Raw genomic sequence first — 15,981 nt, 5'->3', positions numbered from 1 at the left:
GCTGCGGACATAGCGCTGAATTCGAACTTCGGGCTCATCGAACTGAGTATCGCAGCAGCCCGGCCGGCACAAGCCGCAGATCTTGCGCCAGCGTCAAATCATGCCGCTCGCAAGCGCCGGTGCGCGGCCCGCGCCATGGGCACCCAGGCCAAAGTGTTCCACCGCCGCCACATCAGCAGGCCACGAATCCACTCGTCCAGCGCATAGGCCAGCCAGATCCCGGGCAGGCCCAGGCCGCAGAAGGCACCCAAAAACCAAGCCCCGCCGGCCAGCACCAGCACCATGGAGGCGGCACCGGCCAGCACCGGGTAGCGCGCGTCGCCAGCCGCACGCAGGGCATTGATGACGACCAGATTGAAGGTCCGCCCAGGCTCCAGCAGCACGGTCAGCCAGAGCAGCTGGGTGCCGGCGCGGATGATCTGCGCGTCCGACGTGAAGCGACCCAGCAGCCAGGGCCCGGCCAGCGCCGCGCTGAGGGCCACCAGCACGCTGACCACCAGGCCGCGCGCCAGCGCCCGCCGCACGATGCGGTTCGCCGCATGCAGCTGGCCCGCGCCGATCAAGTGGCCGACCACAATTTCCACGGCAAAACCAGTGGCCAAGCCGAACAGCAGCACCCCGTACATCAGCTGCGAGACATAGGCATGGGTGGCCAGGGCGCCGGCACCCCAGAGTGCTGCCACCGCCACGCTGACCATGAAGGCCAGGCGGTAAGCGATGTTCTCGGCCGCGCCCGGCAGACCGATATGCAGCACCGCCGCCAACTCCGCACGTGGCAGCCGCCACCAGTCGCTGCGCTGCGGCCGCAGGTCCAGGCGCGCACGCCACAACAGCAGATGCAGGCACAAGCCCGCCGCGCGGCTCAGTCCCAAAGCCACGGCGAAGCCCGGCAGCCCCAGCGCCGGCAAAGGCCCCCAGCCTTGCATCAGCGGCCAGGCCATCAAGAGGTGCAGCGCATGCATGAGCACCACCACCCCCAAGGCCTCGCGGCTGCGCAAATGGGCACGCATGACGCTGCTCATCGAGGCGTTCCAGGCATCGAGCAGCAGCGCCGGCGCCAGGGTCTGCAAAAAAGGCTGGGCCAGTGGCAAAACTTCGGGCGGGGCATTGAGCAGGCGCAGCAAAGGCGCGGCCAGGAACCAGGCCGCCAGGGCCGTGATCAGGCCGATCCAGCTGCTGGCGCCCAACACCGCCCGGGCCACGGCATCGGCGGTATCGCGCCGGCCAGCGCCCAGGCTCTGGGTCAGCACCACACTGGCCCCGGCGCCGATGATGCGGAACAGGATGAAGAGCATGGCCGACACATGGTTGGCCAGGGCGAAAGCGGCACCGGCCGCATCCGAGATCGCCGCAGCCAGAGCCATGCCCACCAAGCCCAGAGCGATGCCAAGACCCAACTCAGTGAACAAAGGCCAGGCGAGGCTGAGCAGGCGCGGCTGGGGACGGAAGGAGCGAGTGGCAGGCAGCGCCGGAGGCGGCTGATCGGGTGTGTCGGCGTTGTGGGGCACGGAAGGAAGGGAGCGAGGCGAATGAACGTAGACTGCGAGCACCCCATTGTTGCCACAGCCTTGCCGCAGAGCATCCACCCCCGGAGTGGAATTCATGCACCAACCGCAGCGCGCGCCCCGCCCCTTCGTGAGCCATCCCCTCGACTTGCCCTCCGAATTCGCTGCACCCTCGCTGAGCGAGCCCCAGGCCGACCTGACTTTGAGCCGCCAGCGCCTGGCTGTGCAGGCCTTGCTTGGCGTGCAGGACACGGCGATCGTGGCGGCGGCTCTGGCCTGCGCGCCGCGCGAACTGCAGCGGCTCGGCCCCGAGGCCCAGGGCAGCGACCATGCGCGTGCCGCCGTCGCGCAGTGGCGCCAGACCGACCCGCAGGGCTTCGACGCCATGCTGGGCCGAGCGGTCGAGTTGCTGCTGGGCAGTCGGCAGGCGGTGCAGGCGGCCGAGCTGGCGCTTGAGTTCGGCTGGGCGGCCCTGCAGTTGCAGGTGCTGGAGCGCGCCGGCTGGAGCTTGCTGCTGAGCCCGGCCCAGGCCCTGACCGGGCGCCTGTTGAAGCCCAATCTGCTGCAGCCGGCCTTGCAGCAGGGCGAGCTCTTGGCCCTGCGCCTGGCCTGGACCATCGAAGCCCTGGGCGAGCCCCACACGGTCGAACGCCAGCTGTCCGAGGCCCCGGGCCTGAGCGTCGGGCTCAAGGCCACGCTGCAGGCCCGCATTGCCCTGGCCTTTGACCAGGCGACGCGCGCGGTCGAGGCCGCCCAAACCGCCATCGACGCCTTTCCACACGATCTCGAACCGCCCGCCCTGCTGGCCCGCGCCACCTTGGGCCGCGCCTGGCTGGCCGCCGGCCATCCGCAGGCGGCGCTGGTGCCACTGACCGCGGCCCTCAAAGGCGCCCGGCGCGACGACTGCGCCCTGCTGCAAATCGAAGCCCTGGAGGCCCTGGCCGACGTGCACCTGGAACTGCACAACGAGTCCGGTGCGGAACCCGGCGAGTCCGCTCGATTTTTCAGCACTCAGGCACAAGGCCTGCGGCAAACGCTGGGCCTGGTGGCCGGGCCCTTGCCGCCCGAGCACTACTACGCCTTCCCCCAGCTGGTGGCCGAGGCACAGGCCGGCCTGAATGCCGGCCAGACCGAGGCGGCCGCCCGCCAGATCGAAGGCCTGAGCCAGCGCGAGAGCCAGACCTTCTATTGCTACCGCTGGCGCAACCGCCTGCTGCAGGTGCAGATCCACCTCGCCTCGCTGCAGCATCAGACAGCGCGCCTGCTGCACTGGGCGGCGCTGAACGACGACGCGGCCGAGTCGGACGAGGCCGCTGCGGTGGCGCCCTCCCCCGCCACCCAGCTCTGCGATTTCGAACGCGCCTGGCTGCAGGGTTGCGCCGCCCTCTTGGCCGCCCGGCCCTGGCCAGAGACACGCCTGCGCGCCTGGTCCGAGGCCATGCAGGCGCGCGGCCTGCGGCGTCTGGTCTGGCAGCAGGAGCTGCTGCGCGCGCTGAGCAGCAGCCCCTTGCTCGGACTCGAGGGCTTGCGCGACAGCCTGCAGCAGCTGACTGACCCGCGCCAGCTGGAGGACGGCCTGGGGCGCGTGCGCCTGCTCGCGCCCAAGCTGGTCGGGCCGCTGGCGGCCTTGCTCGCTCAGCCCGCCATCGTTCACCACCCACTGGCGCGCCAGAACGCCAGGCGCTGGCTGCAGGCCTTGCGGGGCGAAGCGGCAGGCCTGGCGCCCGCCGCGACTGCGACCCCTGCGGCGGAGGCGGCGCGCGCCCCGCAAACACCAGCCTCCCGCCGAGCCATGCCGCCGCCCTTTGGCCTGACGCCGCGCGAATGGCAGGTGCTGTGCCTGATCGGCGATGAGCTGAGCAATGAACAGATCGCCGCCCAGCTCTTCGTCTCGCTCGCCACGGTCAAGACCCATATCAACCGCCTCTACGCCAAACTGCACATCAGCTCGCGCGAGGAAGCGCTGCAAAGAGCCCGCTCGGCGCCGCGCTGAAGGTCGCGGCCTCCACCCCCGATTCAACCCCCGGGGCGGATGATTTCAGCGCCGCCCGCTGAGCAGAATGCCGGCCACGCCAGACTTGGAGATCCGATGCACGCACAGCCCGCCACCGCCCCTGCTCACACGGCCCCTGCGACCGACGGCGCCGCGCCATCACCGCTGCTGCTGATCCACCCGCAAATCGCCCCCTGGCTGCAGCGCCAGCCCGAAGGCTGCGAGATCAGCCTGCTCAGCGAGCGCGAGCAGCTGGACCAGGTCTATCTGCGCAGCCAACCCGACAATGAAGAGCAGCTGATCACCATGCGCTACGTCGGCCGCCAGGGCCAGCTGCACCGCTGGCAGGCTTGGCTGCCCTGGGACCACGGCAATGCGCTGACGCTCTACGCCTTCAAGGTGCTGGTGGACGGCACGCAGCACTGGTTGGCGGCCGACGGCCTGCATGAGCACCTACCGCCAGAGAGCCTGCATTTCCGCCTCAACCGCCAGCACCAGCCGCCCGACTGGGTGCGCGAGCAGGTCTTCTATCAAATCTTCCCCGACCGCTTTCATGCCGGCGAGCACAGCGAGCGGCCGCCCAGCCGCCAGGGTCAGGTCTTGCCCGGCCAGGCGGGCCGCGCGGTGGTGGAGCCGGCCTGGCATGAGCCGGTGGACCCGGCCCATGCGGCCAACAGCTTTTACGGCGGTGACCTGCCCGGCATCACCGAAAAGCTCGACTATCTGCAGCAGGAGCTGGGCATCAGCGCCCTCTACCTGAACCCCATCTTCAGCTCGGGCAGCAACCACAAATACGACTGCGACGACTACTTTCAGGTCGACGCACAGCTGGGCGGCAACCGCGCCCTGGTCGAGCTGCGCGAGGCCACGGCCGCGCGCGGCATGAGGCTGGTGCTGGACGCCGTGGTCAACCACACCGGCGTCAACCACCCCTGGTTCAACCAGACCGGCGTGCATGCGGAGCTGGGCGCGGCGCAGGCGATCCACTCGCCCTACCGTAGCTTCTATGCCTTCGATGGCCAGGGCCGGCCGCTGGGCTGGAAGGGTTACGACTCCCTGCCGGTGCTGGATTTCAGCTCGGCGCCGCTGCGCCAAGCCATTTACGCCGGGCCGAACGCGGTGCTGCGCCACTGGCTGCGCCCACCCTATGCCGTCGACGGCTGGCGCCTCGACGTCATCCACATGCTGGGCGAAGGCCCGGGCGCGCGCAACAACGCCCAGTTCGTGCGCGAGTTCCGCCAGGCCATCAAGCAGGAGAACGGCCAGGCCTATGTGCTGGGCGAGCATTTCTCGGAAGCCACGCGCTGGCTGCAGGGCGATCAGGAAGACGGGGCCATGAACTACTACGGCTTCGCCCACCCGGTGCGCGCCTGGTTGGCCGGGCTGGACGTGGCCTACCAGCCGATCCGCTTGAGCACTGTGGCTTTCGAGCGCTGGCTGGCCCGCGGCCGCGCCACCATTCCCTACGCCAACCAGCTGGCCCAGCTCAATCTGCTGGACAGCCACGACACCTCGCGCTTTTTCACCCTGCTCGGCGAAGACACGGCCCGCATGGCCCTGGCCGCCACCCTGCTCTTCACCAGCCCGGGCGCGCCCTGCGTCTATTACGGTGACGAAATCGGCCTGCCCGGCGGCCAGGACCCCGACTGCCGCCGCCCCTTCCCTTGGGACCGCGCGCAGTGGAACCAGCCCCTGTTCCAGCACTACCGCGAACTGATCCAGTTGCGCCAGAGCCGCGGCGAATGGCGCCACGGCGCGGTGCAGACCCTGGCCGTGAGCGAGCAGGCCCTGGTGTTTGCACGCTACACCGATTGGGAAGCCACGGTCGTGGCCGTGAACCGCGGCGACCAGGCCCTGAGCCTGGACTTGCCCGTTTGGCAGCTGCCCCTGCAGGTGCAGCAATGGCGCGGTTTGCAGCCCGGGCATGCGGCCCCGGTGGCGTTTGAGCTGCTCGATGGCGGGCACCGCGTGCGCCTACAGCTGCCGGCCAGGGCCAGCGTGCTGCTGCTGAGCGAGTAGGCGCCAGGCGCAAACGGAGCGGCACTAAACTCCCGCATGCTTGTTTTGCGACCCTCATGGCCGGCCTCACTGCTGGCGCTTTGCTTGCTCTGGGCCGGCGCCGGTGCTGCGGCGCAAACTTCTACGCCCGGCTCACCCGCCGCACCCTTGCGCGTGCTGATCAACGATGTGGCGCCCTACACCTTGCGCAGCGAGGCTCAGCGCCCGGGCATGCACATCGAGATCATGAATGCCTTGGCCCAGCAGGCGGAGCTCAGCGTCAGCCTGAGCTCCGCCGTCTATGTGCGTCTGGCCCTGGGCCTGAAGGACGGCAGTGCCGATCTGGTGGTCGGCATCGATGGGCCGGAGCTGGACACATTGGCCCAGCGGGTGACGCCCTTTCACAGTTTCAAGTTCGTGGTGCTGACGCGCAAAGCCGCCGGCATCAGCCAGGTCAGCCAACTGCGCGGCCGCCTGCTCGGCGTGGCCCGCGGCGCCGTCTATGACGACAGCATCAACAAGGACGAGGCGATTCAGAAATTCCCCATGGCCGACCCCTTCCAGGGCGTGCGCATGTTGGCCGTCGACCGCCTGGATGCGGTGATCTCCTCGGACTACCTGCTCAGCTACGCCCTGCGGCAAACTGGCATCGATCCGCAGCAGTTCGCGCCGCCCTTTGTCGTCAACGAAAAGAACTACAGCCTGTACGCGCGCCGCGACCTGCCCGAAGACAAGGTGCGCGCCCTGCGCCGGGCCATGGAGCAGCTGCAAAAGTCCGGCCGACTGAACGCCATCCTGCGCAGCTACCAGTGAATCCCCGAGGGGCTAGGCCGCATTGCCCGGCTAGCATGCCCAGCTTTGCAAAGCAGCGGAGACCGGCATGCGCGATGAACACCCCCACAGCGGCCGCTGGAGCCGACGCGACTGGTTGGAACACAGCCTGGGCGCCGCCGCCGGCTTGAGCCTGGGCACGGGCGCGGCGCAAGCGGCAGAAAAGCAGCCCGCCGGCGCCCGGCCGAACATCGTCTTCATCATGGCCGACGACCTGGGCTGGGGCGACCTCGGCTGCTACGGCCAGACCGATTTCAGCACCCCAGTGCTGGACCGCCTGGCCGCGCAAGGCCAGCGCCTGACCCAGGCTTATGCCAATTCACCGGTCTGCTCGGCCACCCGCACCGCCCTGATCACCGGCCGCTACCAGTACAGGCTGCGTGTGGGCCTGGAAGAACCCATCCCCAGCCGCGACTCGCCCCACGGCCTGCCGCCCGAGCACCCCACCCTGCCGGGCCAGCTGGGCGCCGCCGGCTACCGCACGGCCCTGGTCGGCAAATGGCACCTCGGCCACCCGCCGGCCTTCGGCCCGCTGAAGAGTGGCTACGAGAGCTTCTACGGCAATCTGGGCGGTGGCATCGACTACTTCAATCACAAGGACAGCACCGGCCCTAAAGCACAAGTCGATTTCTGGGACGGCGAGCGCCTGCTCGACACCCAGGGCTACTACACCGACCTGCTGAGCAGCCGGGCGGTCGAAGTCATTGAGGCCTGCAAGAGCGACCCCCGCCCCCTGTTTCTGAGCCTGCACTACACCGCGCCGCATTGGCCCTGGGAAGGCCCGGAGGACGCAGCCCTGGCGTCTCGGCTCAAGAGCCTGCTGCACCACGACGGCGGCAGCCTGGAGACCTATGGCCGCATGGTCCAGGCCATGGACCGCGGCATCGGACGTGTGCTGCAAGCCTTGCGCGAGCAAGGGCTGGAGGACAACACCCTGGTGGTCTTCACCAGCGACAACGGCGGCGAGCGCTTCTCGCGCACCTGGCCCTTCAGCGGCCAAAAAACCGAGCTGCTGGAAGGCGGCATCCGCGTGCCCCTGATCCTGCGCTGGCCGGCACAGCTGCAGGCCGGCGTCAGCGAGCAGCTGGCCATCAGCATGGACTTCCTGCCCACTTTTCTGGCCGCCGCCGGCGCCCCCTCATCCGCCCTGGCCAGCGATGGCATCGATCTGCTGCCGGTGCTAAAAGGCCGCCAGCCGCTGCAATCACGCCGCCTGTTCTGGCGCTACAAAGCTCAGGGCCAACGGGCTCTGCGTGAGGGCTCGATGAAGTACCTGCGCATCCGCCAGCATGAGTTCCTGTTCGACCTGAGCCGCGACCCGCGTGAACGCGCCAATCTGGCCGCAGCCCAGCCCGAACGCCTGGCGGCGATGCGCGCACAGTGGGAGCAATGGAATGCCGAGATGCTGCCCATCACGCCGGAGGTCTACACCCACTGGGTGCGCGGCGAGCGCCAGGCCGACCGCTACGGCGTCGATGCGCCCGAGGCGCCGGCCCGCAAGGACTGAAGTCCGTCAAGCAGTCGGGCCCAGCACCTGCTGCAACTGGACGCGCTCGCTGGAACAAGCCGCGTCGAAATCGGCCTCGATCTGCTGCAGGGCCTGGCGGTCTCCCGCCTTGACGACGACGATGCCGGCGGCCCGGTTGCGCCCGCGCGCCTTGGCCGTGTAGAGCGCCATATCGGCCCAGTTGACCGCCTGCTCCCAATGTTGGGGCAGGCCGCTGGGCTGCAGCGGGAAATGGGCGCAGCCGATGGACACGGTGACGCGCAGCGGGCCATCGCTGCTGGGCACCGGCTCGCCGCCGATGCCGAACAGGATGCGCTCGGCCAGCTGCAGCAGCCGCTCAGGTGCGATGTCGGGCGCGAACACCAGGAACTCCTCGCCGCCCCAGCGCACCACCAAGTCCTCGGCGCGCACCGCAAGGCTCAGGCGGCGGGCCACCTCGCAGATCACCACATCGCCGATGCCATGGCCATGCTGGTCGTTGACATGTTTGAAATGGTCGATGTCCACCATCAAGAGCGCGCCATTGAACTCGGCCCGCGGCTGCTGCTGCATGACGGCAAGGAAATGGCGCCGGTTGGCCAGCTCGGTCAGGGGGTCGCGCTCGCTCTGGGCCTTGAGCATCTGCTCGTTGGCGCGCAGACGCTTGTGGGCGGCGCGCACGCGCTGCACCATCAAGGCCACCAGCAGCAGAGAAAGCCCCAGCAGCAAGGCCACGGCCACGCCAACCTGCTGCACCCGCTGGCGGTTGCCGAGCTGGTGGTCGACCAAGGCCTGGTCGCGCTGCAGCAGCTCCAAATCGCGCTGTTTGCGCTCGCTGTCGTACTTGAGCTGCAACTGCTGCAAGGCGCTGGCCCGGTTGCGCTCGACCAGCTCGGCGCTGAGCCGGCGCTCCAGATGGTAGGCCGCCAAGCCCTCCTTGAACTGGCCCGCTGCCGTCCAGGCCTCGCCGAGTTCGCGCAGCTCCTGGGTGCGCAAACCCTGGTCGACCTCACCCTGGCTCATCAACTCGATGCGGGCAATCTCACGCCGCGCCTGTTCGAAATCGGCCAGCTGCACATAGGCCACCGCCATATTGTGGCGAATCGTGCGCTGGATGCGGATGTCGCCGCGCTGCTCGAAGAGCGGCAAGGCCTGGCGTGCGACGTCCAGCGCCCGCCCGGGTTGCTTGAGCTGCAAGTACGCGTCGGCCAGATTGCTCTGCGACTGTGCCAACCAGCGCGGTGCATCGGCCTGACGGGCCAGTTCCACGCATTCCTCCATGGCGCGCAGCTTGGCCGGGCCGTCCTGGCGCAAGCCGGCGACATAGGCTTCGTAGCTCTTGATCTTGAAGAGCGCCAAGGTGTCACCCTGAGCCTGTTGGCGAGCCTGGTTCAACCAGCGGCTGGCCGCCTCGGGCTGCTCCTGAAGCTGGGCGATCATGGCCAGGGAGCCCAGGCTGCTGGCAGTCAGATGGCGGTCCCCGCCGGCCTGGACCAGGGCCAGGGACGTCTGCGCCGAGGCCTCGGCCAGGGGCAAGGTGCCGGCGCGAATCTGGCTGCGCTCGATCAGGCGCAGCGCCACCCAGACGAGCCGGAAATCGCAGGCCGCGGGCAGCGTGCTGGGGGTCTGGGCCTGCAAGCTGGCGGCGCTGGGGCAGACTCGGCTCAGGCCGGCATAGGCCTGCTGCGCCAGCTTTTGGGCCTGCTCGCCGGCGCCCATGCGGTCGGCCCGCTCGGCACGCAAGAGCAGCACCGCATCGCGCGCCTCGGGCTGGCGCGCCAGGCGTTCGGCCACCTGCTCGGCCTGCACGAAGTCTCCACTGAGCACCAGCAGCCGGCCCTCGGCCAGCAGCAGCTGCAGCACTTGCGCGGGCTGGTCCGCTTGCTGCTGCAACTCGCGCAGGCGGCGCAAGGCCTGCTCCGGGCGATCAAAGCCCTGGCGCAGCAGCAGCTCCAGCTGATCGCTCAGCTTGCGATCGACCGGCCAGGCGACAGCAGGCAGCGCCGGGACGGCCGGGGCGGCGCTTACTGCCGTGGCGGGCTGAGACTGAGCCTGGACCAGCCCAGTCGCCAAAGTCAAAAGCCCGGCGCAGCGGCGCCAGCCTGCCCGGATGCGCGCACCGCTCATGTTCGCCCCTCGCCAGCCGCCCACACCGGCCCCTGCAGCTGCACCAGCTCCAGCTCACCGGCGCGCCAGGCCTCTTCCATGCGCTCGCTCAAAGCCAGGAAGGCAGCCGCGTCCAGCTCGGGCTGATGCGGGGCCATGGCCTTGAGCCCGAAGGCGCGATTGCGGCCATGGGCCTTGGCCATGTACATCAAGGTGTCGACCAGGGCGATGGCGCGCTCCCAATCGACATTCCAGCCATGGGGCGCGACCGGAAAGCTGCAAAAGCCCATGGAGGCACTGACGTTCAAACCCTGTGAGCCGGCCGGCCCGTGCCGCACCGGCGTCGACGCGATCTGATCGAGCAGACGCTGGGCCAGGCTCTCGATCTGAGCCGGGTGACGGATGTCGATGACGATCAGGAACTCCTCACCGCCCCAGCGAACCAGCAAGTCCTCGTCGCGCAAGCAGCTGCGCAGGCGCTGCGCCACCTCCACCAGCACCGCATCCCCGACCGCATGGCCGTGGCAGTCATTGATGCGCTTGAAGTGGTCGATGTCGATCAGGAAGACCGAGGCATGCAAACGCCCTTGCTCGGCCAAGCGCACGATGGCCGTCTGGAAATGCCGCCGGTTGGCCAAACCGGTGAGCGGGTCGCGCTCGCCCTGAACCTTGAGCGCCGCATTGCTGTGCGCCAGCGCCTGATTGGTCTTGCGTATGCGCTGGTAGGCCAGGCCCAGCAGCAGCGCCGACAGCACAACGCAGGCGCCCACCGCCGCCCAGAGCTGCAATTGCAAGTCGCGGGCGCGCAACTGCTCCAGCTTCAGGCTGCGGTCGCGGGCCAGCAAGGCCATCTCCTTGCCGCGCCGGTCGTCGTCATACTGGGCCTGCAGCTCGAGCACCGCGCTGCGCGTTTCCTCGCGCAGCTGCTGGTCGATCATGCGCCGGTACTGCTGAAACGCGCGCGCCGCCCCGGCCAGGTCGCCCATGCGCTCCAGCGCTTCACCAAGCTCATTGAAGCTGTCCGCCACCTGTCCGTTCAAACCCTCGGCCTGGCTCATGGCGATGGACTGCATCACATGGGACTTGCCCAGCTCGGTCTGGCGCAGCTGGATCAGGGCAATGCCCAGGTTGTGCAGCGCCAGGGCTTCATTGGAGCTGTCGCCATGGCGGCGCGCCAGGGCCAGCCCCTCCTCGGACAGCTGGCGCGCCTTGGCAAAGTTGCCTTGGCGCAGATAGAAATCCGCCGAGTTGGCCAGGGCCAGCGATTGCAGGGTCGGCGAACCACTGTCGCGGGCCGCGTTCAAGGCCAGCTGCATGGAGGCCTGAGCGCGGTCGAAGCGCTTGAGGATGCCCAGGATCACGCCGCGCGTGTTGTGTACCCGGTACAGCAGCATGGGGTCGGGGTCACGTGCGGCCTCCTTCAACGCCTCCTCGATGGCACTGGCGGCGCGCTCATGTTGCTGGGCACGCAGCAAGGCATAGGCCTGCACCGACAAGGCAGCGGCCCGGCGCCAGGAGGCCTGCGAGCGCTCAGCCAGCAGCAAGGCCTCATTGGCATGGCCCAGGGCCAGCTCCACCCGCCCGGCCTCGGCCTCGGCGACGCAGAGCTGCACCAGGGCGCGAAACATCAGGCTCAAGGGCACATCGGCGCTGAGCTGGGAAGGCAGCACGGCCATGGCCTTGAAGGCTTGATCGGACTTGCCCTCGCGCGTCAGCTGTTGGGCCCGGACCACCGCCTCGGCCAGCTGTGCGGCGTTGCGGAAGCGGGGGTCGGGCCAGTTCTGCAGGCTTTCCAGCAGCCGCTGCAAGGCCGGGCCTTCATTGCGCTCGACCAGGGCCGCGCCGCGCAAGGCCAGCATTTCAAGGCGCTCCAGACTGCCGGGCGTGCTGGCCGCCAGCAAGGTGTCGAGCACCAACAAATTGGCGGCCGCCCGGGCGGCGCCACCACGCTCGATGCGCTCCAACTGGGCCCACAGATCGGGCACCACCGCGGCCGAAGCCGCGGCTGCCGTCGGAGCGAGTGGCGTGAGCGGTGAAGAAGGCGCTGTGGCCTGGGCCTGAACCTGAAGCCCGAAGGCAGCGCAGCTCAGGAGCAACAAGCAGGCCAAGGACCGAACAGCCGGCCGGCGGCTCGCGGCGGGCCCGCCATGGGCCGAGCCAGCCTGGCCGAGCCGGCCGGTCCCGCAAGCTGAACTGTCACCACCCATGGCCGTGCGTCGTTCCATCGAAGCGCCTGGATTGCCTGTGCCCGTGCTGCCGCTCGCTGGCCGCAAGCCCGGCCCACGCCGCGAAATCGCTGGCGAAAAAAGCCCGGGCAATGCAAACAGCGTGGCAAACCATATACGCCCCAGTATCAACCCAAAAGCGGGGACCAAAAGGGCGATTCAGGGGGCAAGCGCGGGCCAAACCTGGGGCCGTCCCAGCGCCTCAGGCCGGCGGCGCGGGGCCACCGGACACCTCGCCGGCGCCATCGGGGCGATAATTGCCGCCTACGTCCTTCGGCCGCGCAGCTGTTTGTCCCTTGTGGGAAGACCCGCGCGACGCCCGCAGACGCCACTGCCCAGAAAGCCCTCTTGAAGAAGACCTACCCCCTCCACGTCGAAGGCAAGCACCCCGACCGCCTGCTCGAAGCCACCAAGCACGAAATCCGCAAATACATCAAGCGCGAGCAGAACAAGCCGCGTCCGGCCGGCGTGGACTTCTGGGACTTCGACTGCCGCTTCGGAAGTAGCCCGGCCACCGCCGAGGTCATCCCCATGGCCGCCCTGACCGAGCGCATCAATGCCTATGCGGCCGAAAAGGCCGACAGCTTCTATGTGGAGTTGCTCGCAAAGCCCGGCGTGCGCCGCCCGCGCCCCGCCACCGCCGCCGACGAAGCCGAAATCAAGGACTGAACGAAGCGCCGGCGCTCAGAAGCCCGGACTTTGGCCTGGCGCATCAACGCCCCGGCTCATGGCCCTCGTAGCGCGGCAGCGTCGCATCCAAGTCCTCCCATGAGGCGCGGGAGCTGACAAAGTTGTGCGAGATGGGCCGCTCGCTGATCTCGGAATCCAGGATACCGAGACGGAGCCGCAAGCGGCTGGGGTCGCTGGCGTTCGAACTGAACAGCGGCGCCGCGCAGATGCCGCAAAAATGCCGCCGGCGCCCCGGTGCTGATTCATACGTGCGAATGCTCTGCTCACCGCGCGTGATACGCAGACCCTTGGACTGGACGAATCCATTGGTGGCGAAAGCTGTTCCGCTGGCCTTTCGGCACTTGGAACAATGGCAGTGAATGATGGCCTCAATGCCGCCCTCCACCTCCAGCGCCACGGCCGCGCAGAGGCAAGTTCCGAGGTAGGTCGTCGTCATGCTTTCAAGTCCTGTGGTGAGATGTCTCGATACGTTTTGCGAGGTCTTGGCATGCGGCTCTTCGGCCCCCGTCTGAAAGGCCCTGGCCATTCAAAAGCTGGGCAGAGGGCCTACCCCCAAACACAGCGCCCATCATTGTGAAGGCCCTGCAGGAACGATCGGCTTGGCATCCATCAGCCCGGGCGGCGCCATGCAGTCGCCAGCGTCCAAACCGGACCGAAGAAGAACCAAAAAACGATGCAGCCGAACGCGTGCTTGTGCCAGTCAAGCAAAGCCTGAGTCGCATCGCTTGTGCCAAGGACCTGCAAGAGGGCCTCGATCAGCGCCATGGTGATCAGGCAGGCCAGGACGCAGCGGCCCCATAGATTGAATTCGTAGCGAACGGCCGCCCAGCCGCGCGATGGCGGCTTCACTGGCGGCGGGCCTGCAGCGAAGTGACGGGCAAAATGCGCGTCCGCCCACTTCACCGCCCGCCCACCAAAAGCCACCGTGAAGCCGATGTAGGCGGCGGCCAATCCATGGGCAAACGTGGCGCTCGCGCCCGCACGCAGATCCAGGGCGGTGAAAGCCAGGAGCAAGAGGTCGGTCAGCGGCAAGCCCAAGAGCAATACACGGCTCAACGCCTCCTTGCGAAGCAGATAACGGAGCACAAGCGCCGCCAACAAGATGAGCCAGAAGCCGAGCTCGCAGGCCAGGATGAGGACGTAGAGAAGTTGGGACTCTCGGGGCATGAGTGGCAAGCCGGTTTCAGGAACTCAAGGTCCAAGAAAGCTGCGGGCGCACGAACGCAGCACCCACATGGAGGCTTCAGCCCGCATTCTCAGCGAAGCTCCTTGCGAAGCACCAACTTGAGCCCTGACCAGACCTCCGTGACGGCGCAGACCTTGACGTCGACGTAGCCAAGTGGCAAGGCGAGCTCGCGAATTGTGTCTTCCGTGACGGTGCTCGCCAGCTTGGACGACTTCTTCGGCCAGGACACCCAAAGCGCTGCGCTGGGTTTCAGGCTTTTGCGCATAACACTCAGGGTCTTTTCGAGCACGTCTCGCTGCGTGACAAAGACCTGCGCAACATCCACCTCTGAATCGGGCCGGCTCACAAACTGCACGGCCGGCGGAAGTGGAGCCAAGAGGCCCTCGTAGGCCTCCGGCGCGTTGAGGAGCAGAACTCGACAGGCCTCGTGGATGCCAAGCTTCTTGAAAAGCGGCGTTCCGGAATACCCAGCAGGGTGTGCGCTTGCCATGCGAATTCAGTTTTGATGCAGACCGCGTGATTTTCCCATTGGCCGGGTGGACGGGCTGGTCCTATCGACCCGCCACTACTTCTTGCTCGAACTTGATGGCGTACGAACGAGACGAACATGGTTCGTGCTCCCCTCGTCCGTGGTGGCCCAAGCATCACTGGACCCAATCGCCGACACCAGCGATACGCCCTTGCCTTCCGGGGTCGACGTCCAAAACGCACCATCGGAGCTCCAGGCCGGCTTCGTTGGAAACAGCGTCAGGTTCAACGAGGGGTTGTAGCAATTCGGCTCACGCAGCGTGAGCAGCTCTTTCCGACTGGGAACTCGCCAGTGCTCCTCGCTGGTGGACTTGCTCACAGCGAGCGCCTTCGCTTGTTGAAATGTCAGCCTTGGGCCGGGGTTGACTGCCTCTGGGTCATTGGCGACGCACATCGAACCATTCCAAGTTTGATCCTCGACGCAGCGCATCCAGATCAGATGGCTGCGTTTGTCATAGATCTGTGAACCGTCCCCGACGGCCGAGAAATCGCGGGCATCGCGCTTGAGCGGGCCCTCGCATTGCTGGGAGGCACCGGCTGGCATGCAGGCAAAAGCGGCGCAAGCGGCCGCAAGAAGGAATGTGCGAGGCACGGAGGTCTCCTGTGATGACTGGCGCTGAAGCTGAAACGCCAACGGCGGATGGGCGCGGATAGCCCGAAGTGAAACAAGGACCGAAATCACCCGTCCTCGCGGGTCGAATCGAACGCGGACCTAGGCATCACGGCGTTGTGGCTCGAGCGCGTGAATGAAAACGGTGTAGGTATCGGCAGGCCGCTTTGCGTGAGCGAGGTCGAGTGCATGACCGATGGCGCCACGGTGATATGTTCCATGATTGACGATATGAAACAGTATTTCCTCTGGCGTCATTGATCCCCGCAAGCCGTCGACGAATGTGAAGCTCAGCGTCTGGTGCATGTGGCCCGTTCGCAGCTCTGCGGCATAGCTTGCCAACCATGCATTGGAAGCTGTCAGTCGTTGATCAAGATCTGGGAGTTCGGGTAGGACGTCGGTGTTTGTCGATGAGTGCAGACCGGGTTTCGACTGGAGCCGCGCCCTGAAATTCTCTTCGACTCTCACCATGTGATTCAGTTGTTGTCGAGCAAAGGCGAGGCATGTGGCGCCCTGGGCCGGATCAAGTGCTCCCACCGCATCCAGCGTTCGTCGATCGGCCCAGTTTTTGTATTCGAGTGCCTTGAGTAGCAGTGACATTTCTATTCTCTATTCAATGCCGAAAGAGCTTGGCCGCGAGCCAAGAAACGAGAGCGAGCGCCTTGCCCAAGACCGGCAAGATCAAGGCGCCGGTAGGCTGAAGCGGAACTGAAGTACCCGGCGCCGAGGAAATCACGGCAGCTTGCCCTGCGCGACCGATTCAAGCTCCGAGTCGGCTCGAGCGAATACGAAGGGACTTCCCACCTTCGGGCAAACGGCGTCA

13 protein-coding genes are annotated in these 15,981 nt (G+C 67.4%); 5 read left to right on the top strand and 8 right to left on the bottom strand.

What is annotated here, in order from left to right; translation table 11 throughout:
• Positions 1-98: 98 nt before the first annotated feature.
• Positions 99-1,508, bottom strand: a complete 1,410-nt coding sequence (locus LNV23_RS17265) for an MATE family efflux transporter (RefSeq protein WP_263564122.1) — start codon at positions 1,506-1,508, stop codon at positions 99-101.
• Positions 1,509-1,635: 127 nt separating this feature from the next.
• Between LNV23_RS17265 and LNV23_RS17260 the strand changes: the two genes are divergently transcribed.
• The 4 genes from LNV23_RS17260 (at position 1,636) to LNV23_RS17245 (ending at position 7,834) form a co-directional block, all read left to right on the top strand.
• On the top strand, positions 1,636-3,498 hold the full coding sequence (locus LNV23_RS17260; protein WP_263564121.1) for a helix-turn-helix transcriptional regulator: 1,863 nt from the start codon (positions 1,636-1,638) through the stop codon (positions 3,496-3,498).
• Between the two features lie 96 nt (positions 3,499-3,594).
• Positions 3,595-5,517 (top strand): maltodextrin glucosidase, encoded by a 1,923-nt coding sequence (gene malZ, locus LNV23_RS17255; RefSeq protein WP_263564120.1) that lies wholly within the window; start codon positions 3,595-3,597, stop codon positions 5,515-5,517.
• 36 nt (positions 5,518-5,553) lie between these two features.
• A complete protein-coding gene (locus LNV23_RS17250; protein WP_263564119.1) occupies positions 5,554-6,309 on the top strand; it encodes a substrate-binding periplasmic protein in 756 nt (251 codons plus the stop codon).
• Between the two features lie 67 nt (positions 6,310-6,376).
• Positions 6,377-7,834 carry a sulfatase family protein gene (locus LNV23_RS17245; protein ID WP_263564118.1) on the top strand — a complete coding sequence of 486 codons (1,458 nt, stop codon included), beginning with the start codon at positions 6,377-6,379 and terminating at the stop codon, positions 7,832-7,834.
• 6 nt (positions 7,835-7,840) lie between these two features.
• Here LNV23_RS17245 and LNV23_RS17240 read toward each other — a convergent pair whose 3' ends face one another.
• Complete coding sequence (locus LNV23_RS17240; RefSeq protein WP_263564117.1) at positions 7,841-9,940, bottom strand: GGDEF domain-containing protein; 2,100 nt, start codon at positions 9,938-9,940, stop codon at positions 7,841-7,843.
• On the bottom strand, positions 9,937-12,144 hold the full coding sequence (locus LNV23_RS17235; protein WP_263564116.1) for a GGDEF domain-containing protein: 2,208 nt from the start codon (positions 12,142-12,144) through the stop codon (positions 9,937-9,939). The genes LNV23_RS17240 and LNV23_RS17235 overlap by 4 nt, the downstream gene beginning before the upstream one ends.
• Positions 12,145-12,492: 348 nt before the next feature.
• On the opposite strand from LNV23_RS17235, the gene LNV23_RS17230 reads away from it, so the two are divergent.
• On the top strand, positions 12,493-12,813 hold the full coding sequence (locus LNV23_RS17230) for a DUF6172 family protein (RefSeq protein ID WP_263564115.1): 321 nt from the start codon (positions 12,493-12,495) through the stop codon (positions 12,811-12,813).
• Between the two features lie 43 nt (positions 12,814-12,856).
• Here the strand turns inward: LNV23_RS17230 and LNV23_RS17225 are convergent, their stop codons facing one another.
• From LNV23_RS17225 to LNV23_RS17205, 5 genes are all read right to left on the bottom strand, one after another.
• Entirely contained in the window at positions 12,857-13,270 is a 414-nt protein-coding gene (locus LNV23_RS17225; RefSeq protein WP_263564114.1) for a GFA family protein, read from the bottom strand.
• 173 nt (positions 13,271-13,443) lie between these two features.
• On the bottom strand, positions 13,444-14,010 hold the full coding sequence (locus LNV23_RS17220) for a hypothetical protein (RefSeq protein ID WP_263564113.1): 567 nt from the start codon (positions 14,008-14,010) through the stop codon (positions 13,444-13,446).
• An 80-nt stretch (positions 14,011-14,090) separates the two neighbouring features.
• Positions 14,091-14,510, bottom strand: a complete 420-nt coding sequence (locus LNV23_RS17215) for a DUF3052 domain-containing protein (protein WP_263564112.1) — start codon at positions 14,508-14,510, stop codon at positions 14,091-14,093.
• 75 nt (positions 14,511-14,585) lie between these two features.
• On the bottom strand, positions 14,586-15,140 hold the full coding sequence (locus LNV23_RS17210) for an Lcl C-terminal domain-containing protein (protein ID WP_263564111.1): 555 nt from the start codon (positions 15,138-15,140) through the stop codon (positions 14,586-14,588).
• A gap of 120 nt (positions 15,141-15,260) precedes the next feature.
• Entirely contained in the window at positions 15,261-15,758 is a 498-nt protein-coding gene (locus LNV23_RS17205; RefSeq protein WP_263564110.1) for a DinB family protein, read from the bottom strand.
• Between the last annotated feature and the right edge of the window lie 223 nt (positions 15,759-15,981).

This window comes from Kinneretia sp. DJ1R-11 (assembly GCF_025717595.1).
Classification (GTDB): Bacteria; Pseudomonadota; Gammaproteobacteria; order Burkholderiales; family Burkholderiaceae_C; genus Paucibacter_A.
The sequence above is the reverse complement of the archived record's forward strand: the minus strand, read 5'-3'. Positions and strand labels throughout refer to the sequence as shown.